This is a genomic window from Absiella sp. AM29-15 (assembly GCF_003434225.1).
Lineage (GTDB): Bacteria > Bacillota_I > Bacilli_A > Erysipelotrichales > Erysipelotrichaceae > Hoskinsella > Hoskinsella hominis.
In genome coordinates this window covers 251,457-273,838 of sequence record NZ_QVFL01000002.1, presented here as the reverse complement: position 1 = coordinate 273,838, position 22,382 = coordinate 251,457, and the positions used below count along the sequence as shown (strand labels likewise).

General features: G+C 31.0%; 16 protein-coding genes. All 16 read right to left on the bottom strand.

Features of this window, described 5'->3' with window-relative positions; translation table 11 throughout:
* Nucleotides 1-32 precede the first annotated feature (32 nt).
* Nucleotides 33-890, bottom strand: a complete 858-nt coding sequence (locus tag DW761_RS03360) for a DegV family protein (RefSeq protein ID WP_117516418.1) — start codon at nucleotides 888-890, stop codon at nucleotides 33-35.
* Nucleotides 891-1,013: 123 nt separating this feature from the next.
* Nucleotides 1,014-3,134: a type I pullulanase gene (pulA, locus tag DW761_RS03355; RefSeq protein ID WP_117516417.1), complete on the bottom strand. Its 2,121-nt coding sequence runs from the start codon at nucleotides 3,132-3,134 to the stop codon at nucleotides 1,014-1,016.
* Between the two features lie 182 nt (nucleotides 3,135-3,316).
* Nucleotides 3,317-3,991: a PspA/IM30 family protein gene (locus tag DW761_RS03350; protein ID WP_117453003.1), complete on the bottom strand. Its 675-nt coding sequence runs from the start codon at nucleotides 3,989-3,991 to the stop codon at nucleotides 3,317-3,319.
* A 72-nt stretch (nucleotides 3,992-4,063) separates the two neighbouring features.
* Nucleotides 4,064-5,044, bottom strand: a complete 981-nt coding sequence (locus tag DW761_RS03345; protein ID WP_147323300.1) for a hypothetical protein — start codon at nucleotides 5,042-5,044, stop codon at nucleotides 4,064-4,066.
* A gap of 231 nt (nucleotides 5,045-5,275) precedes the next feature.
* Nucleotides 5,276-6,439: a M20 family metallopeptidase gene (locus tag DW761_RS03335; protein ID WP_233513013.1), complete on the bottom strand. Its 1,164-nt coding sequence runs from the start codon at nucleotides 6,437-6,439 to the stop codon at nucleotides 5,276-5,278.
* Nucleotides 6,440-6,532: 93 nt separating this feature from the next.
* A complete protein-coding gene (locus DW761_RS03330) occupies nucleotides 6,533-8,944 on the bottom strand; it encodes a glycogen/starch/alpha-glucan phosphorylase (RefSeq protein ID WP_117516414.1) in 2,412 nt (803 codons plus the stop codon).
* 202 nt (nucleotides 8,945-9,146) lie between these two features.
* Nucleotides 9,147-9,371 (bottom strand): acyl carrier protein, encoded by a 225-nt coding sequence (locus tag DW761_RS03325; RefSeq protein WP_117452998.1) that lies wholly within the window; start codon nucleotides 9,369-9,371, stop codon nucleotides 9,147-9,149.
* 2 nt (nucleotides 9,372-9,373) lie between these two features.
* Nucleotides 9,374-10,495 (bottom strand): alanine racemase, encoded by a 1,122-nt coding sequence (locus DW761_RS03320; protein WP_199485583.1) that lies wholly within the window; start codon nucleotides 10,493-10,495, stop codon nucleotides 9,374-9,376.
* A 58-nt stretch (nucleotides 10,496-10,553) separates the two neighbouring features.
* A complete protein-coding gene (locus DW761_RS03315; RefSeq protein ID WP_199485582.1) occupies nucleotides 10,554-12,077 on the bottom strand; it encodes an amino acid adenylation domain-containing protein in 1,524 nt (507 codons plus the stop codon).
* Between the two features lie 2 nt (nucleotides 12,078-12,079).
* Nucleotides 12,080-13,213, bottom strand: a complete 1,134-nt coding sequence (locus DW761_RS03310; protein WP_117452995.1) for a hypothetical protein — start codon at nucleotides 13,211-13,213, stop codon at nucleotides 12,080-12,082.
* 9 nt (nucleotides 13,214-13,222) lie between these two features.
* Nucleotides 13,223-14,878, bottom strand: coding sequence for an MBOAT family O-acyltransferase (locus DW761_RS03305; protein WP_117452994.1), 1,656 nt, complete (start codon nucleotides 14,876-14,878; stop codon nucleotides 13,223-13,225).
* 95 nt (nucleotides 14,879-14,973) lie between these two features.
* Nucleotides 14,974-16,026: an NAD-dependent epimerase/dehydratase family protein gene (locus DW761_RS03300; RefSeq protein WP_117452993.1), complete on the bottom strand. Its 1,053-nt coding sequence runs from the start codon at nucleotides 16,024-16,026 to the stop codon at nucleotides 14,974-14,976.
* Between the two features lie 9 nt (nucleotides 16,027-16,035).
* Nucleotides 16,036-16,761 carry an IspD/TarI family cytidylyltransferase gene (locus DW761_RS03295; RefSeq protein ID WP_117452992.1) on the bottom strand — a complete coding sequence of 242 codons (726 nt, stop codon included), beginning with the start codon at nucleotides 16,759-16,761 and terminating at the stop codon, nucleotides 16,036-16,038.
* A 70-nt stretch (nucleotides 16,762-16,831) separates the two neighbouring features.
* On the bottom strand, nucleotides 16,832-19,558 hold the full coding sequence (locus tag DW761_RS03290; RefSeq protein ID WP_117516411.1) for a CDP-glycerol glycerophosphotransferase family protein: 2,727 nt from the start codon (nucleotides 19,556-19,558) through the stop codon (nucleotides 16,832-16,834).
* An 18-nt stretch (nucleotides 19,559-19,576) separates the two neighbouring features.
* Nucleotides 19,577-21,232 carry a CDP-glycerol glycerophosphotransferase family protein gene (locus tag DW761_RS03285; RefSeq protein WP_117516410.1) on the bottom strand — a complete coding sequence of 552 codons (1,656 nt, stop codon included), beginning with the start codon at nucleotides 21,230-21,232 and terminating at the stop codon, nucleotides 19,577-19,579.
* A complete protein-coding gene (locus DW761_RS03280) occupies nucleotides 21,232-22,374 on the bottom strand; it encodes a CDP-glycerol glycerophosphotransferase family protein (RefSeq protein ID WP_117516409.1) in 1,143 nt (380 codons plus the stop codon). The genes DW761_RS03285 and DW761_RS03280 overlap by 1 nt, the downstream gene beginning before the upstream one ends.
* Nucleotides 22,375-22,382 lie beyond the last annotated feature (8 nt).

The following is a 22,382-nucleotide window of genomic DNA, read 5'->3' as shown; positions in this document are numbered from 1 at the left end:
ACACTTTTTGATAAGAGAAAAAAACTGTATTACTACAGTCCTTTCACTTTTTTGATATATTGAATACCCAGACATCCTAAGCCGGTATGTGCTGAAATAACAGCCCCGATCAATCCATAATAGATATCCAGCCCTGGGAATGATTCTTGCATTAGTTCTTTTAACTTTTCACCAGCTTCTGGTGCGCCACTATGCAGAACAGTTAAGGTATAGTTTTCATCAAGATTGGCACTTTTAAAAGTGTCCAGCATTTTTTGTTGCGCTTTTGATGCTGTACGCACTTTATCAAATACATCCACTTTTCCCTGGGATGTTTCATTTAATTGAAGAATCGGCTTGATTTTTAATAATCCACCTAATGCTGCCGCTAATGGTGTTAATCGTCCACCACGTTTTAAATGCTGTAAATCATCTGGCATTATCAAAGTATTGCTGTTTGCGGCACTATCTTTTAAACGGGTTAAGATTTCATCTAATTCTATTCCTTGTTTAACTAACTGTATTGCTGATAGAGCAAGATAACGTTGAATATTGCAGGTTGTATATGTTTCAATTACCTCTAAAGGCAATTCACAGCGTTTTGCACATGCCTGCATTACACTGCATGTAGAGGATAATCCTGATGTCAAAGGTATGGCGATTGCGGCTTCATAGCCTTGTTTTTTGATTTCATGGAATACTTCTTCCATAATTCCCATGGGAGGCATTGAAGTAGTTGGCATTTCTCCATTTCTTAAAAATTCATAGATCTCTTCTACGGTTATATTTTCTCCATCCAAATACATTTTATCATTTACGATAATCTGTAATGGCAGATAATAGATTCCAAGTTCATTGGCCTGTTGTTTTGTTAATCCACTTCCACTGTCTGTTATTACGGCAATTTTCATAGCTTTCCTCCATTCCATCAGAATAGTTTATATTCTGACAATGTGTAAAAATTGATTTTTTTACCTGTTCCATTATACCAAGTATAATTTGAATGTCAAACAAAAAGCCGAAATTATCGGCTTTTATACATATTTCTTTAAAAAGATCATGGTACTATATGGTGTAATATTTGCATATTGAATCAAGATATCTTCTGCAGGTCCATCATGGTATAACAATTGATATGCATCCGATAAATCATAATGGAAAGTTTCCCCTGTAGGATTAAAGATTGTGATAATTTCTTCCTTATCATCTTTTGCTTTATACAGCAGCACCTTTTGATCAATTGTATCGAAGGATACATTTTTTGCGACTTCTTCCGCATCTGCATAGCGAAGACATGGATGTTCTTTACGGATTTTGATCAAAGCTTTTGTACAATCCACGATATCCTGATAACGATTTCTTCTCGCATAATCTATCTTATTGATTTCATCGCTTTCTTCATATGTGTTGTTCATTCCATGTTTTGTACGGGCAAATTCCTGTCCACTGTGGATAAAAGGAATCCCCTGCGCCATTAATACTGCCGCAATCATCATTTTCTGACGAGATATCCGTACATCACGATCATCTTCTTTACAGCATTCTTTAACCTTATCCCAAGAAGTCATATTATCATGGCATTCTACATAATTAACAGCATTTCTAGGATGTTGGAACATTTTTTCCACGCCAATATCATTACAGCTTCCACATAGACAGTTTTTCATGATATCAATCAGATAAACAGCTTCTGTACAATATCCTTTCACATTTACTTCATTTACATCCGTTCTGCCTTTAATAACATCACGGAAACGATCAGAGAAATGTGCAACTCTTGGCATTTGTGCATTATTACGAATACTTGCACGTTGACGATAATCTAAAAAGCTTGGCATATCCCATCCTTCTCCATATACCATAAAGTCAGGGTTAATAGCTGCGCATGCCTGATATATCTGATTCAGAGTATCAATATCCAAAATACCCATTAAATCAAATCGTAGTCCATCAATATGATATGTTCTAACCAGCCAAACACATGTATCAATCATATACTTACGTGACATCTTTCTGGTAGAATCCACATCATTTCCACAATACGTTCCATTAGAAAAATCACCGTTTGTATTCATTTGGAAATAATAGTTTGGTACTGTCTTTTCAAAAAATGAATCTTCTTTATCATATACGTGATTGAATACGATATCTAAATTGACACGGATATCATTTTTATGACATTCTTCAATCAACTTGGAAAATTCAAATATTCTTCCATAAGGATTCGTAGGTTCTACACACAAACTGCCTTCTAAACAACGGTATTGTACTGGATCATATCCCCAGTTATAGTGCATCAATGGATAAAGTTCGTTTACTGATCCAAAATCAAGTACCGGCATTAGCTGGACATGGGTGATCCCTAAAGACTTTAAATACGTAAATCCGGTATCCAACTCTTTTGTAGTTTCATTTTCTTCTACAAACCCACTATATTTACCAGGCTTTGTGACACCAATACCTTTTTGCATTGTAAAATCACGCACACTTGTTTCATAAATAATTGCATCTGTGGCATGCTTCATTGGTGTCAGAGGATAATCTCTTATACGGATTTTATCAGGATCAATGACAGCTGAGCGGGCATTGTTTTCTACGCTGGCGCATGCATATGGATCAATCGTCTGAAGCCATTGTCCATTAACTCTTACAAGATATACATATGTTGCATTTTCCAGATTTTCTAACACAGATAATCGAAATACACCATAGTTACTGCGTCGCATTTCCAATGTTTTCACTACACCGTTTTTACATATTTCAACTTTTACACGAGCCGCAGTTGGTGCCCATAAGGCAAAAGATGTATGGTCACGATGATATACACAGCCTAAATCATCTCCATCATAGTAAAACATTTCATCAAAACGTTGGGTTTTAACGATTCCACTGTATTGCAGGACAATTGAACGTGCATGCTGATGTACAACATAATACTCTACACCAATTTCTAAAGGCTCATATAAAGATAGTGTAAATTTATTGTAGTTATTTTGCGTTGTTTCAATTGTTTGTATATGCAAGTCAATAATCTGACCATATTTGTTTGTCAGATAAAATTTATTACTGATGCCACCATAGCTATTTTTAGATAAATAAACAATAACTTTATCAAAATCATCCAGGTAGGCCTCATAAAATGTTTGTTGTCTCATGTTCATCACCTTATTTATTATACCAAAAAAAGTGAAGCTACGCTCGCTTTATATGAAATTGATTTTAATTTTGTGCAGTTTTTTTTAAACTTATCACGGTTATAAAATTCCTTAAGAAATTTATAAAGAAAAACATGCGATATGTGACATTTCACTTATCGCATGCTTCTGCATTTTTTATATTACAGACCCATTTCTTGTTTCATTTTTTCTAAAGCTTCATCTACAGAGGCTGAACTTCCTGCATATTTAGCTTCTAATTCTGAAGCAGCATCCGCTGGTTCTTCGTTTAATTCTGCGACTGCATTTGCTTCATCCAGCATACGGTCAGCTTTTTCTTCCATTCTTTCAAATGCACGCATAGAACCGCTGGCAGCATCCATAGATCCTGTAACTTTATTGATTTTTTCCTGTGTTTTTGCGACTGCCACTTTTGCTTTGACATTTGTTCTACGTTGTTCTAATGATTTTAAATCATTTGTTAGTTTATCGTGCATCTGACGCATTTTTACAGCATTTTCATGTGCAACTGCATAAGATTTTTCTAAATCAGCGCCACTTGCTTCATACTGCTGTTTCTTTTCAAGGAATACTTTTGCATCTCCTTCATTTCCAGCTGTTAAAGCTTTTCTTGCTAAGCCATCATACTTAGCAATCTGTTCTTTGTTTTCTTCTACTAAACGAGCTGTACGTTTTTCTTCAGCCATAATACTGGCTGTTTCTTTTTTCACTTCAGCTAACTGTTCTGTAACCTGACGCATATATTCGTCAATCATTTTTGATGGATCTTCACATTTGTCCAATAATGCATTGATATTGGCTGTCATAATATCCTTAAATCTTGCTATAATTCCCATAATAAATCTCCTTCCTCACGTGTTTTTATCACGGATATGTAAACAGAAAACATGGGATTTTCCGTTTATCGCCTAATCTTTGTATTTTTCTTCTAAATCACTTGTATCTTCTCCAAAAGTTTCTAGTGGTTTTTCCAGTATATCTTTTGTGAAGTCTTCTTTTTCTTTTGCACGTTTCGCTTTAATTCTAATAATCATCACAAGTGCCACGATCACTGCAATGATACATAGTGCGATAACAGCTACTTTCATAAAGTCCCAACCATTGGTTGGCTTGCTCATAATTGTTTTTGCTGTATCGGTGAACGTTTTAGAAATCATTTTTTCCATGGAAAGAGAAGTATCTCTATAATTTTTTTCAAAATTACCCCAAAAGATTGAAATTGCTTCATTGTCCATGATTGTATCTGCGGAATAACCACTTAAATATCGGAAACTTCCATCCATTTCACTTCGAGAATCATTCCTGCAAGCAAAATATGCAAATACGAAATGTCCTTCATCTTTGAATGTATCAGAATATAGTTTCTCTAAATATTGATCAGCTTTATTCGCATTGATATCATTTCCATTCCACATATCACTGTTATATGGAATAATTGCAACATAAGGCTGTACACCTGTTTCATCATAAAAATCCTCTAATCCTTCGATCATCACTTTTTTATTATGAACCCAGCCCATATCATCCATATACCAATCACTCTTCGATACTACACCGCTTAATGGTTCTCGTTTTGTAGTATTCTTCTGTTGTGGCTTGCTGTCAGCCTTGAATGCAAATAACACTACTACCAGAACAATAATTGCTGCCAAAACATAAGAAATCAAAGGTGTTCTACGATATGGTCCTCTTGGAGGTCTTGGTCCTCCGCCATAGTAATATGTTCTATGGTATCTTGGACGATAGGATGAACGATACCCTGAATTGCTGCTGTGTCCACCACCAAAGCTTCCACTTGATCTTCCTCCGCCGCTAAAGCCGCCAGAAGAATGTCCGCCGCCAAAACCGCCGCTGCTGTGTCCGCCGCCACCGCCACTACTTCTGCCCATGACATCACCTCCATCATGTATATTCTCATTATATCAAAATTAGAAATAAAGGAAATCAATTTTTGAATTTAGGCCCTAAATTTGTAAATCAACTATGTAATATATATATTTCTGATGATTTTGACCATCTCTTTCTGATTTTTTTATTTTTACAAAATGGAAAAACTGTAATTCATATCCAAAAAAAGTATCTCATCACATAAAATGACAAGATACTTTTTTAAATTTTTACTATTTACTGGTTGTTTTTTTGAATTCTGCTTTTGCTTGATCTAGCAAACCATCTTCTACGATCAATCGACAAGCAAGATTAGATAATGCAATTGCCCCATCTCTTAATGCCTGTGTACCTGCTTCTGATATTGTTGCGCAAGCCATTTCTTTTGAATGACCATTGACATTTTCATCAGCAATTTTTATATATCCATGTAATGTTGGACAACAATAGCTGACACTTCCTACATCACTGGAACCGCAAGGAACTTCATCCACTGGTTCTACCTGTGTTCTTCCAAGCGCTACATATTCTTCTTTCAAAGCGTCTGCCAAAGTATAATTGATAATACAATCATCATAAGGACATTCATAAGTACTGACTTTATACGTACAGCCAGTAGCTGCACAAGCCCCTTCCACACATTGAATTGCCTTTTGGCTTAATTCTTTCACATATGCCATGGTTTCACCTCTAAAATAATATTCCATAGAAGCATATGCAGGAATAACATTTGCGGCTTCCCCACCATTGCGAATAATGCCATGGATATAAGTGTTAGGTAGTACATATTGGCGCATCATAGAGATTGCATTATATGTTAACACAGCTGCATCCAGTGCACTTTTCCCATGTTGTGGAGAACATCCATGCGTATTTACACCAAAAAATTCAAACTTCAATGGATTTAATGCTACTGTTCTTCCACCTAAACCATTTTTTGTATCTGGATGAATCATCATTGCGGCATCTACATCATCAAATACATGAGCATTTGCCATGGATACTTTTCCACCAAAATTTTCTTCAGCAGGTGTACCAATGACACGAATTTCTCCACCAATTTCATCAATAATGCTTTTTAAAGCACAGCCAGCTGCAAGTGAAGTTGCCGCAATCAGGTTATGACCACAGCCATGTCCTACTTCTGGCAATGCATCATATTCACACATAAAGGCAATGACTGGTCCAGGTTTATTGCTTTTATAAGTTCCTATAAAACCAGTTGGAACTACAAATGCTTTTTCTGTCTGAAATCCATTTTCTTTTAGCGTATTACTTAATAACTCCATTGCCTGAAATTCTTCATTTCCTACTTCTGGATGTTCATACAAAAGTTTCACAATAGATGTATACGTATCCATATGTTCTTCGATATAATTTATTAATCTTTCTTTCACAAAAATACCTCCCTTATTTTCTTTCCTCTATTGTATCTTAAAAACCTAGAATATGACAAGAAAAAATAGAGACAAAACGTCCCTATCTTTTCTCTATTTTACCTTGATTGGATGAATATCCCAGATTTCATCAGCATATTGTTTAATTGTACGATCACTGGAGAAGAAACCTGACTGAGCGATATTAATCAAACAAGCTCTAGCCCATGCTGCTTCATCTCTATATTTTTCTTCGATGTTACGCTGTGCATGTGCATATGCTTCAAAATCAGCCAATAATAAATATTCATCATTTTTGAACATCAATTCGTTATAAATCTGTTTAAAGTCTTTTGGATCATTTGAGAAAGTACTGTCCACAAAACTATTTACAATTTTCTGGATATCTGGATTTTTATTGTATTTATCCCAAACATTGTAGCTGTTTTCATGTCTGATCAATGCTACATCATCTGCACGTAAACCGAAGATTTCTGCATTATCATAACCAACACGTTCCACAATCTCAACATTCGCACCATCCATTGTACCAAGTGTCAATGCTCCATTCATCATAAACTTCATGTTTCCTGTACCACTTGCTTCTTTACCAGCAGTAGATATCTGTTCAGAAACATCAGCAGCATTCATTAAGATTTCTGCAATACTTACACCATAGTTAGGAATAAATACCACTTTCATATAAGGATTAATGTCAGAATCATTGTTCACTTTATCTGCAACACAATGAATTAGCTTGATTACTTCTTTTGCAAATGTATAAGAAGGAGCTGCTTTTGCGGCAAAGATAAAAGTTCTTGGATAAATTCTAAAGTTTGGATCAGATTTCATCTTGAAGTACAAGTGAATAATATTCATCACATTTAACAACTGACGTTTATAAGCATGTAGACGTTTTGCCTGTACATCAAAGATAGAATTTACATCAACTTCAATACCTAATGTATCTTTGATATATTTTGCTAAAATCTTCTTACGTTCCATCTTCACTTCCATGAAATCTTTTTGAAGTCTTGCATCATCTACATAATTCATCAAATCAATTAAACGTTCTGGATTTTTCTTGAAGTCTGGTCCGATTGTTCTTTCTAGCAGCTTTGTTAACTGTGGATTAGAATAAATTAACCATCTACGGTGTGTAATACTATTTGTCTTATTGTTGAATTTTGCTGGATAAATGTCATAGAAGTTCTTCATAACATCTTTTATTAAGATTTCTGTATGAAGTGCAGCTACACCATTGACACTGTGTGAACCAATGATAGCAAGGTTAGCCATGTGTACCTGTCCATCTTTTAATACACAACATTCATTCATTAAATCTGCTCTTCCCATATCATGAGAAACCCAGTATTTGAAACGACGATCAATTTCTTCAATAATCATATATACACGAGGCAATAAGTCCTGTACATATTGAATTGGCCATTTTTCTAAGGCTTCACTTAATACGGTGTGGTTTGTGTAGGCCATGGTTTTTGTTGTAATATCCCATGCCTGATCCCATTCGTATTTGTATTCATCCATCAAAATACGCATTAATTCAGGAATACATAATACAGGGTGTGTATCATTTAACTGAATTGCATTCTTTTCTGCAAAGTTATCCAAATTTGGATAGTTTTTCAGATGGGAATCGATAATGTTATAAAGTCCTGCTGATACAAAGAAATACTGCTGTTTCAAACGTAAGATTTTTCCATGTTCTGTAGAATCATCTGGATAAACATTTCTACAGATTTCACGTACTTCATTTACATATTCGCTTAAGCTAGCAGCATCACATGCATCATCTGCAACTTCAGCACTCCATAAACGAAGTGTATTTGTAACTTTAGTATCATAACCTACGATAGGAACATCATAAGGTACTGCACGTACAATCAAACTTGGGACATGGTTAACGATAGCTTTGCCATCTTCCCCCATCCACATATCAACATGACCGCCAAATTTTACATTAACAGCATGTTTTGGTTTACGTACTTCCCATACATTTCCTAAAGAAAGCCACTGATCAGGTACTTCGACCTGTTCGTTGTTTACGATTTTCTGTTTGAATAACCCGTATTCATAACGAATACAGTTACCATTACCAGCAAGATTTAAGCTTGCTAGTGAATCAAGGAAACATGCAGCAAGTCTGCCTAAACCACCATTTCCAAGTCCTGCATCGCTTTCTAAATCTTCTAATTCGTTTAAATCGATTCCTAGATCTTCTAGACCTTCTTTTACGATGTCATAGATTCCTAAGTTCATCAAGTTGTTTGTCAACAATCTCCCCATTAAGAATTCCATAGAGAAATAGTACATCTGTTTTTCGCCCTTATCAGATATAACATCTTTTGTTTCCTTAGAGTGGAAGCTGGCATAATCTCGTACCATTTCGCCTAGAATCATATATTTTTCAGTGATGTGCGCCTGTTCGATAGAACGGCCGTAGCGTTCGATGATTCTTCTCTTGAATTCCTCTTTGAATTCTCTTTGGTTTTTGAATTCGTTCATTTTAACTACTCCTCTCAACCTCACGTTTCATTTTACAATATTTAGCTTGTAATTACAAACGTATTTCGGTATATTCCAAGTGAAATTATAGACATTTTTTTAGATTTTATGCCAGTTTATGTTATGTCAACAATAAGCAAGCGGTTCCAAAAATTTGTAAGAAAAAAGCACAGATTATTTAAATTCTGTGCTAGATTTACGCTTATCCCTGTAAACGTTGAATCATTTCCCAAAGTGCTTTTGCGGAATTGAAGTTTTCTGGCACAATGTCTGGTGCAGATACTTCTACATCAAATTCATCATTGATTTCAGATACGATTTCCAAGATTGCAAAAGAATCTAATAAACCATCATCAATCAATGTTGTGCAATTTTCATAATCAACATCTGGGTTTACTTCATTTAAAATTTCTAATAATTTTTCCATTTCTATCTACCTCCTATGGATTTATAGTTCAACACATTTGTTTCAAATGTGTCTCGCATAAGTGTTAACCCTTCCTGTTTATCGTATAGATAAATTTTAGGAAGATCTCTGCTTAGGAATAAAGATATTCCTTCATACATGCAATATGCTCCAGTATTTTGAAATTCAATAATATCACCAATTTCAGGGTGATGCAGTGGAAGACTTTTCACAATATTATCATTCACTGTACATAATGAGCCTGAAATATTACATTTAACTTCTTCATTACCTGTTTCTTGAGCTTTTAATTGGCGATAATAAGGAATTTTCATTGCCATCATTTGACCAAAATAATTTATTTGATGCATACCACCATTTACAATACACCATATAATATCATTGTTTTTCTTCATATCAACGATTTTTGTATAATATGATCCACATGTTGCTGCTATAAATCTGCCAAGCTCTAAAGTAATTTGTCCTTTGAAATTCATATTGTTTAGAAGCTCTTTAAATCCTTTTAACAGTTCTTCTTCATCATAAGGTTTTGCGTCTTTAAAATATTCGACATAAAATCCAGGACCAAATTCCAATTCTTCTGCTTCATATCTATATTCTACTTTTAATTTTGAAAGTAAATCATCTGCATATTTTAATTCTTCCTGATATCTGGAAAGTTTTTTTCTCTGTGTTCCAGAAAAATGTTGAATACCTATAATTCTTACACCTGTATATTGATTTCTGTCTTTCACTAATTGACACAATTCTGCTTCATCAATACCAAATTGATTGCCTGTAGTTACACGCAATAATACGCGAACACAAATGTGATTTGTGATAGCCGCCTCATTAATCAAATGAAACTGGCGTACTGATTCACAAGTATAAACAATAGCATCTTTATAAGTTGACACAATACGTTTTGTATCATTTTCCTCTTTATAAACACCTGATAAAACTACTTTATCAATAGGAACCTTTGCTCTTTCACAGATTTTAAATTCTCCTGGAGAACAAACCTCATAGCGATCAATTGCATCTTTTATATTACCTACTACAAAAGGATTGGCTTTCATAGCATAACATAAATGCACATTTTTTCCTAGTAAATTTTTAATCTTTTGAATTCTTTCTTTCAATACATCTATATCAAATACATATGCTGGAGTATTCGTTGTAGACATTATTTCTTGATAATTAGGCCTGTACAACATCTTCACCTTCAATCTTTTTCTTTAACTCTGTACGATCTATTTTCCCGTTTTTTGTAATTGGAAACTGTTCTACTTGAATAAATACATTAGGTATCATAAATACCGGCAATGTCTTTTTCAAACCTCGCACAATTTCCTTTTTATCAATCGCTCCATCATAAAATGCATGGATTTTGTTGTTTTCAAAAATACAACATGCTCTTTTAATTTCATGTATACTTTCCATAGAACCTTCGATTTCGCCCAACTCTATGCGATGTCCCATGTGTTTAATCTGGAAATCCTTCCTAGATGCAAAACATAATAAGCCGTTTTCATTGTAATATGCTAAATCTCCAGTACGATATATTGTTTCCAGATAATAAGGATTCAATGGATTTTGTGTAAATGCCTTTTGCGTTTGTTCTGAGTTATTGTAATACCCTAATGTAACAGCAGTTCCACTAACACAAAGCTCACCCTTTTTTCCAGGTTCTTTAACTTCTTTATTTTCATCGTCTAATAAAAACACATGCTCATTTGGGAAAGGTTTTCCAATAGGAATTACATCCCCTGGTTCATAATCTTCTTTGATGATGTGATAGGTACAATTACATGTTATTTCTGTTGGCCCATATAAATTAACATACATTGCATCAGGCAAGTATTCTCTCCAAATATTTAATTGTTTGACAGGCATTACTTCCCCGGAAAACATTATTTTGTTCAATTTTGTAGGGACCTTATATTCAAATCCTTTTAATGTGCTGATAATACATATAGCAGATACTGCCCAAATAATTGTAGTCACTTCACGTTCACAAAGGAAATCAATCAACTTTGTTGGGAATGAGAAGAATTGTTTAGGAATAATCTGCATGGTTGCACCTGTGGCAATTGTTGAATAAATATCTTTTACAGAAACATCAAAATCCCAAGGTGCCTGATTTCCAATTACATCTTCACTCGTAATTCCAAAGGTTTCTGTAAATACATCAATGAAATCAATTACACTTCGATGAGCGACAATTACACCTTTTGGAATGCCTGTTGAACCTGAAGTAAAAATTCCATACAGTGGATCAGTATCTAATGCCTGTTCTTTGATTTTCATTAAGGAGTTTTCATTTATTACATTATCTTCTTCTAATTCTTCTAGATATATGACTTTTCCAGCAAATTCTATCTTTTTTAAATCTCTATCATAACCCGTTGATGTAATCAATGTATTCACATTTAATGTATTTAATATATGATCTAATCTTGTTTTAGGTTGTTTTGTATCTAGTAAAACATAAAAACATCCTGCATATACTATTCCAAAGAACAATGAGATAGTATCCACACTTTTTTCCATAAAGACTGGAATAGGTGTTCTTGGTGAAAATTGTTTTGCTAATTGAGAACCAATCCCTTTAGAACGTTTTACTAATTCTTCATAGGTTATACTTTTATCTTTATCTGCGAAAGCAATTTTATCTGGATACTGTGCTGCTGACTTCTCTAAATAAGTTAATATATTAAACATAATTACTCCTCCCCATCAGAAAAAATAATATCTTCAAATTTTCTAATATCATATTTTATATTTTCATTATTTTGTATTTTATTTTCAACCCATTTAAATATACGAGAATATGTTTTATATTCGATATTCCATTTTTCTTTTGTTTTATCAGAATGATGATCTCCACTCAAATGATATTCTTTATCAAATAGAGAGGCTAAATAACGTGTAACTTTCTGCTGACCATATATATTTACATGATTATGATCATAAAAATCTTCATGAACATCTAGTCCTATCTTTTCTAAATCATAATCCAAATCATATACTTTATAGCCATATTGACTAATAACTTTACTAGCTTGTGTTAATGCTCTTCTTTGAACAAGCATTCTTTTTTCATAATATCTTGGAGTATTAACAAAAACTACATTCTTAATTTCATTTTCCTTTAAATAATCTAATAAATCATATAAATGCTTTCCAGATTCATTAAATAATGGTTGTGTTTCATGATAATTAGTGATATCTATAATATTTTTTCTATTAGCTTTTTTTGCAGTACCACTCATACCACTTACTGATAAATTATTCCTATCAAAAAAATAACGTGTTTCTAGTATAGACATTTTTATACAATACCCCAACTTTTCCCAGTTATTATGATATTTAAGAACTGGATTAATATAACTATCTCTTTGATCCTTTGGAACTAAATAATTAATAGTATCTATTTTATTTTGAGAATAAGGCATATTATCAATCCATAATCTTAATGAGCCTTCTTTAGTTTCTAAATTATCATTATACATAACTCCATTCATATCAACAACTATTAATTTAGGTTTTTGTGTTTTCATTGTTTCTATTAACATTGATTTCATAATTCCCATAGGCGCTCCAGAAGTAGCTAAAACATAACTAGTAAACCCATATTCCTTCCATGCTAAAGGAGAACTGAATGAAGTATAAACAGAACTGGAGCCAATAACTACCATATCTAAACTATCTTTTTCTTCTTTATAAAAATTCTTGACACGAACTTCATTTGGTGTCAATTGTCTATCAAACGCAAAAGCACAACTAGTAAAAGCTAGTAATAATGCAATGGCAATAATACTAATTTCTGCTAAATTTCTTAATTTTCTTTTCTTCATAAAGTCCTCCTAAAATTGCATATATACAAATTGATTAGAGCTCATACCAGGTCCATACATTCCTAAAGCAATAATGGCTGCAAATGCTATAAAGTAAATAAAAAATTTAAAGACCAAATTCCTTTTATTAAACCAATCACGTATTAACATCTTTTCTTGGAAAACATCAATAATAAATAAAATGATCAAAGATGCTAATAAAACTATGTAATTTGCTTTATTTAATCCAAAGGTTAATAATTCTGCTTTAATGTTTAAAGGGAAATCAATTATTTGGAAAGATTTTAAAAATATATCCCATGCTGCATGCAAATTCTCAGCTCTAAAAATGATGCATCCAATACATGTTATCCAGAAAGTTCTTAAGATTTGAAAACCAATGAATAATTTTGAGTTTGTTTTAATTTTCAATTTCGTATTTAACCAATCAAATATAGGTTTCATTAAACTAGCTATTGCGATTAATACGCCATAAAATAGCCCCCATACTATATAATTCCAATTGGCCCCATGCCATACTCCAACCAAAAAGAATACTAAAATATTTCCAATAGCAACAGGAAGTGTTCTTCCTAAATATTTACCAAATCTCTTTTTAGTTGCTTTTCCTAATTTACGCATAACTTTTGTCAATGAGAATGGATAAAAAACATAATCTTTCATCCAAGCACCTAAAGACATATGCCATCTTCTCCAAAACTCTGGAATCGTCCTTGAAAAATATGGTCTTTTGAAATTCTCTGCCATCTCAATTCCCATTGCTTGAGCACAACCTCGCGCTATATCTATACATCCAGAAAAGTCAGTATAATCTTGTATTGCATATAAGAAAATCCCAATTATTGTACCAACACCGGAGATGCTTAAATAATTTCCAAAAACAAAATCTGCAACTACAGCTACTCTATCAGCTATTACCATTTTTTTAAAATATCCCCACATCATTAATTGAACACCATAAACAATATTTTTTTCTGAGTTGGCATTAGGTTTATACAATTGTGGTGCTAAATCTTTAAATCTTCCAATTGGACCTTCTATTATTTGAGGAAAAAAAGACACAAATAAAGCTACTTTTCCTAAATTTCTTTCAGCATTCACTTTTCCCCAATAAACATCAATAACATATGACATTGTCTGAAAAGTATAAAATGATATCCCTAATGGTAGGATCAGATTAAAAGTAGGAACTCTATTCGCCAAAGAAATAGAATCAAATAATACATTTAAATTTTGTGCAAAAAAGTTAAAATACTTTAAGAATACTAAAATTCCAAAATTTAAAACAAGTAAAGAAATTAAAATGAACTTCCTATTTTTCTTGATTTTTTCTTTTTCTATTTTCTTCTCAGCAGCAGTTAAATCCATATCTTTGATTTTTCTTTCTTCAACATGTGTTTTATCAATCATAATAGCTCCAATATAAGAACTTATTGTTGTTATAATTATAAATAATGCAAATTTCACACTTGCATATAAGTAGAAAAAATAGCTAGAAAGAAGTAAAAAAATCCATCTATATTTTAATGGTACTATATAATATAAAATCAAAATCACTACAAAAAACAATAAAAATGTTAACGTATTAAATGCCATATTTATGCCCCAATCCTTATCTTTTTTTAATATCTGCTTAATTTCAAAGCCATTTTTAGTATATATCATATATATAACGTATGTCTACTTAAGAAATCTTAATTGATAATATAAATAAAAAGTATCATTAGTCATATGTTTGGCTTCATGATACTTTTTTAAATCTATAAACAACCTTTTTCTTTCTCAATTTCTAAATAATGTATAGTTCTTAAAAAGCCTTCTTCCAATGTATTATTCGGATTCCATCCTAACTTTCTTAATTTTGCGCTACTAAGTATTCCTCCAGTAAAAGGAGCACAGCCATTATTTTTTTCTTTTGGTATATCAAAAATCAATTTCAATTTCTTTTCTGGAGTTATCTTAACTAATAATTCTGCGAGTTCCTTAATAGAAACTTTGCCATTTTCATCGCCAATATTATATACCATGTCATCACTGTTCAATAAAACATAAAACATTCCAGCAATAGCATCAGCAATATAGGTATATGTACGTACACTTGTTCCCTCACTTTTTAATACAATATTTTCATTAAACAAAACATTTTTTAAAAAGTCTGCCTGAACACGGCCATCATAAATCGACATCCCAGGACCATATGTATGAGCTAATCGCGCAATTTTAGTATTTAGTCCATACTGTGATTTAAAACTTGAACACATAGTTTCAGCTGCTTTCTTTCCTTCTGGATAACAAGATCTTGGATCTAACGGATTTACAAAACCATAACTGTTTTCATCAAAAAATTCTTGTCCAGGATATGGTTGTCCATAAATTTCACGAGATGATATGAACATATAACCTTCTGATTTTTTTTCATGAGCCAATTGTAATGTATAAAATGCTCCTAATGTATTTGCAGCAACTGTACCTACAGGATCATCTTTCATAATGCTAGGGCTAGCAGGACTTGCAGCATGTATAATATAGTCCACGTTCCCATCATAATTAAATGGTTTTGTAACATCGTGCGATAATAGTTCGACATACGCATTATCTTTTATATCCTCAGCCACTTTTTTCACATTTCGTACGACTCCAATTACTTTAATACCCATATTCATTGATTCATTTAACTCTAATAAAGTTCTAACAAAATATGAACCAACCATGCCACTTGCACCTGTAACCATTACACTTTTATTTTTTAGAGCATTCCAATTAATATTTTGTTTTACGATTCTTTGTAAATCTTCTTTTAAAATACAATTCATAGTTACCTCCTATTTTAAACCTAAAATTTGTTCATTTTCTTTATACTGCAATAATGCCCTTAACACATAAAAATCTTCAGGTGTAGTAACTTTTATATTTCCTCTATTTCCTTGAACGATATAAACTTGTTTACCTAGATTTTTATATAGATTACATGAATCAGCGATGTCTATATATTCAGGATTAATTTTTCTCATTTCTTCATGTGCACTTACAATTTCTCCTAAATAAAAACTTTGAGGGGCTTGTGCAGTAAAGGTTTCTTTCTTTAATGGCATTTCTTCTACTTGATGTCCATCTTTACTTAGAATAGGTGTTTCAAAGAATGCAGTACACGTAATTGCACTACCATATTTTTTTACACTTTCAATATTCTTTTCTATAACCTCTTCACTAACAAAAGGTCTAACTCCGTCATGTATTAAGACAATAGAGTCTTTAGGATTCTCATTATACGCTGCTTTTAAAGCGTGAAAAATAGAATCCTGCCCTGTTACTCCACCTTCTACTATTTTAGCGACTTTTGTAATTGCAAATCTATTGGTTAAATTTTTTAAAGTTTCCATATAGTCTGCTTTGCAAGCTATATAAATTTTATCAATTGCTGGGCTATTTTGGAAATTATCTAATGTATGTATGATAATAGGCTTCCCATTAATTTCCAAAAACTGTTTAGGCATCCCTGCCCCCATTCTTACACCACTGCCACCTGCAAATATAATTGCTATATTCATATTTATTCACTCCTTACGGATTTTTCTAATCCTTCCTATTTTATTATAACTTTTTCAAATTGAAATGTCTTTATTTTTTTCTTAATTTATCAATATCAACCTGTTTTTGGTATTTCATAATCTCCTTATAAATTCTTTCACAATTATTATGATCATTATACACATAAAAATTATCTGCTCGTTCTCTGTACATATCTTTCATATTACATCCTTTTCTCATATAATCACATAAAACATCAACTAATTGATCTGATTTCGTACAAATTTCCCCAAATCCCATTGAATCATAAAAGAAAATACCATCATCATAATGTGGAGGTAATACCTCAGGATGAAAATAAACTATAGGTTTTCTCATATATGCAAAATCAAACTGCACACCAGAGTAATCAGTTACCATTAAGCTTGATTCTGTTAATATTTTTTCATAACTTAAATCTCCTACAGATGGAATTACCTCAAGTTCAGAATTTGGAGTAAAATCATCTTTTTGTGAACTCAAAATAGGATGCAAAAGAAATTTAATTTTATAACCATATTTTTTTGCACATGCAATTAATTTTTCATTATTGATTAAATCATTATATACATGAAAATATAGTGAATTTTTAAATTCTGGATTATATCCTCTCTGCTCTCCTTCACTAGTTGTGACAGGAAGAGCATTATACATTCTCCATGTTGGTGATAATAAAATTTGTTTTTTATCATTATTTTTTAAGCCATCATAACGTCCTATACCAGTTAATTTCAAAATATCAAAACCTTTATAACCATAAGCATGTTTAGATAAATTATCATATTCAAATTTACTTGCTAAAAAATACATCATCGTATTATCAATAATCCTTCTTTGAGCAATTGCACATTTTTGAACAGATAAACCATGTTGTAAACACATTGATCCAAAGTTGCATAATCCTCTTATATATTTAGAAGTTCCTTTATTATATCCATTAAAAGGGAATAAATGGGAATTTGTTATCAAAACAATATCAGCATTTACGAAAACCAGCTTATGCTTTAAACTACCATTTTTCAATGGTTTATAACCGTCTTTTACTAAATTTTTATAATCTATTGTATTTTCATTAATCAAATAATATTTTGTAATTCCATCTTCAAAATTTGCACAGTATCGATATAAATATTCACAACTATCTCCACCCTTATACAACTTATCTAACATTAACCATATTTTTTGTTTTTTGAAGTATGGATGTGTAATCCAATATAACCATCGAAAACCCAAAGCTTTAAAATCTTTTTTCTTATGGTTTCTAATCAAATTCAATTGAAACTGAATTTCTCGCTTCAAAACATTTGTTTTAGTTGCCAATTTTATATTAATACCATTATTTGCATGGTGACATAGATACTTATTAAATCTCCAATATGAATACCTAGGTGATTTAGATAATTTAGCCCAATGATTTGCAAAAGATATTTTCATTTGAAATTCTTCACCTTGAATCTTTGCATAAAAAGTTATCCTTTGCATTTTTTTGTTTTCATCTAAAGGTATTTCTAAATGATAAGTCAATCTACGATAGCCTGGAACGCCAAAATATTTAGTTAAAGAATAAGCATCGGTATCTTCTACTATATATTTTTTATCATTAAATAATGCATAAAACTGAACATCACTATGCTGAAAAATACTAATTAAAGAACCATCTATCCAAATTTTCCCATTAACATAATTCATTACATTAATAGTAAATCTGTGAGTACTTAATGTTGAAATTAAAAACTCTTTAAATCGCATATCGATATCTCTGCCCTCGATACTATCATATGCATAATAATTATATTTTACATTCTCTTTACCATATTTAATACGCAGATACATACATCTAATCTCTGGATTTTTTGTTATATAGGGCAATTCATCCTGATTTAACAAATAATAATCATCTATTTCAAGAAATAATTGATGAACTAAAATTAAATATTCTTCTAACGACTTACCTAATAAAACCTTTTTGTTTCTATTATCTTTATTAGCCATCATTCTACAATTTATATAGTAAACAAAATAATTTTGAAGAAAAGCTGGTAAACATTGTTTTTTTTCTTTTGCGTATTCTATAAGATCAAATACATAATCTTTTATCGATTCTTGATACCATTTTATATCATGGGATGGGACATGATATAAAACTTGATTTTCTCTTGGTGCATAATATTTGTAAAATGCTTTAGGAACAGAAATATATTTAGCATTATTTAATAAGAGTTTCATCACCATATCTGTACCATATTCAAAAGGAAGATTTTCTTTGAATTTTATACTTTTTATTTCTGTTGTTTTGAAAACAGATGAATCTAAAGCAGTAGTTAACCTCTCATATGTTTTGGTTAAGTCGCATATTTCATATTCCTCAATGAATTTTTTACTTAAAATATGCTGAATTTTATCCTTGGTCATTAATGGATTTATACAATAGGACTTTGTTACTGAAAATGATGCTTCTTTATATTGTTTCAATGCTTTTAAATTTTCATTTATAAAATTTGGGCTTAAGATATCATATGATTCCATAAACATAACATATTGAGTAGTGACCATTTGAATTGCTTTATTTAATACTTCACCAGGGGTCCCTTCATATTCTAAAAACAAAAAATTATCTTTTGGTATTTGAATTAATTCTTGAACTTTTTTTATATCTTCCCCTACTATTAAAACATTATAACTACAATGCTTTTGCGATTTTATACTTTTGATTGTTTGAAGCAGGCCTTCTATACCGTTTTTTAGAGTTATAACAATTGTAATTTCAGTTTTATCCATTATATACACACCTCACTATTATTCCTTATTTAATAATATTTTATCTATTGCAATATCACTTGATAACCTTTTGTGATCATTAAAGCTTTCATTTAAAAAATCATTTAATTTATTCATGTCATATTTATTGTTTTTAATTACTTCAATCACCTCTTCAAATCTTTCGCAAACGACTCCAGGTGCCTGTTCAAGAGTTCTATGAACACCACGTGTTAATTGATAGAAATCTTTATCGAAAGCATAAAAAATCATAGGTTTTCTTTGTAATGCAAATTCATAAATATTACTTGAAAAATCTGTAATCAACACATCTGTTACATAAAACATTTCATTAATATCACCATAATTTGAAAGATCTTTTATATATTTATTATTTTCTTTAGGAATTTCAATTTTTTCAGTTATAAAAGGATGCATCTTGAAAATAAATGCATATTCATGTTCACATAGTTCTTTAACTAAATTCATATTGATTTTATCATAAGGATAGTATGCTTCTTTTTGTGTATTTCCTCTATATGTAGGTGCAAACATTATAATTTTTCTTCCTAATAATTCGGGAAAATCTTTATAAAATTGATTTTTAAATTCACTGATTTTGTTTTGATTTAAATAATCATCTAATCTAGGTAGTCCAGTTGCAATAAAATGATTTCTTGGAATACCAAAAACTTCCTCATAAACTGGTATTAAGCCATTACTTCCTACTAATGCGTAATCATATTTTCTATGGCAAGAATCTTTAGGTAACGGTGATCCTGCTTTTCCAAATCTGGAATATCCAACAGATTTAAACCCAACACCAGCATGCCATACCTGAATTAATTTTGTATCTTTATACAAAGTTATTGTTTTAAATATAGGAACATAATCATCTACAAAAATGTAATCCTGTTTTGCAATAAGCCATAATAATCTTGACCATGTAAAAAAAGTTTTAAGTTTACTTTGCTGTAATGTTTTTGAAAAAGAATAACTTATTTTGAATTCTTTATCTAGACCTCGTTCCTTTATTCTTGAGTCTATCGCTTTTAAATTACCGCCAATAGGCACTCTAGTTTCTGACATAAACAAAATATGTTTCCCATCTTTTTTTCTTATTTTATTTAGTATTGCGTAAATACTTCTTATTGTTGATTTTGTAACTATAAAAACGATTTTTCGTAATCCTTGCTTTAATGAATTCGATTCCAAAATCACATCTTTTTTTTCTGGATGTTTATTTTTTTTCATGTATGTAGTAAACATGCAAAGTATCAAATCATTTTCATTAATAAGGAACTTATCACCAACTATATTTTGCTGGCTTATTTTTTTTTCTAAAATAGATTTATCTACTATCTGAAAATTTATAATATACGAATAACATTCACTTCCATATCGATATATTTTATCTAAATTTTCTAAGGTATATCCAAATTTAGGGTTTATTGATAAAATATTTTTTTTATCATTTTTCATATAATAAAAGTACCATTTACCATTATCTAATAGTTTTGTATCATTTATATTAACGATATTAATCACTAATTGATTATTATCTGCTTTTCCTAAATTATAATCATTTTTCAAATCTGTAACATAATAATCAAAATCATTGACTTCCTCACCTTCAAATTTAATTGTTAAATAAATACTATGCCATGACATTTCTTTTATTTTAACTTTTCCCATCAGGCGTCACCTCTTATCTTCATATTACTAATGATGAACTCCGCAATATCTTTACTTGCGTTTTTGTGATAAATCACATATTTTTTGCAAAATTTATCTAATTTATCAAAATCATAAGTCGTGTTCTCTATTGCATTTATTAATTTTTTAGGATCTTTACTAATGACACCTGGTAATTCATGCTCATAATCAATAGCCAATCCCCTTACACCAGTATACTTGTACATATCAAAATTATAGAAATATAAAGGAATATTTAATAATGCCGCCTCGTAGATAATGCAAGAATAATCGCTAATCAAAGCATCAGCCACAAATAGCATATCAAATGAATCAAAATCAGGTGTTAATAAAACTTTCAAATTATCTATATTAAGTTTAGACAAAGGATGCAATTTTAGAACTAAAATTTGATCATCCTTTAAAGATATACTTAATTGTTCTACTGCTTTTTGCATTTCTGACTCATCTTTTCTAAAAGTTGGTGCATATAATATTACTTTTTTCTCTTTCAATTGTGGATATTTTTGGTAAATCTGTTTCTGTTTTTCAATTTTAAAATTTTTATCTTTTAAAAGATCTACTCTAGGTAATGGCATTATTTTAACTATTTCTTTTGAGCAATTAAAACCTTTAGCTAAATCACTAACATAAGCTGGTGAACTAGCTAAAACATAATCATATTGTTCATGCATCCTCATCATTTTAGCTATACTTTTTTGAGTTCCTTCAGCTGTATCAAGCGTAGTATACCCAAATTTTTTCATAGTCCCAATTGAATGCCACATTTGAATAATGCATAATGATTTTTTGTGTTTTAATAACGATACAACAATACAGTAAGTATCTAATACAACTACTTTACTTGTTGCTATTTCTTTCATTTGTTTCAACATATGAAAAGCATATTTTATTTTATTTAGAATTGATGAATGTAATCCGCCATCTAAAGTATGGCATAGAAATACAACTTCAATATTTGGATTCAATTTATTCAAAGCGATTTTCAATAGTTTAAAATCTCTAGATGGTTCATTACTCTGTCTAGAAATCATAACAACTTTATCTCTAACGGGTAAAAGTTTTATAAAAAAATATATAAAATTTAAAATAGCTGTTAAAAATTTAATTAGTATTTGCATAATTATCC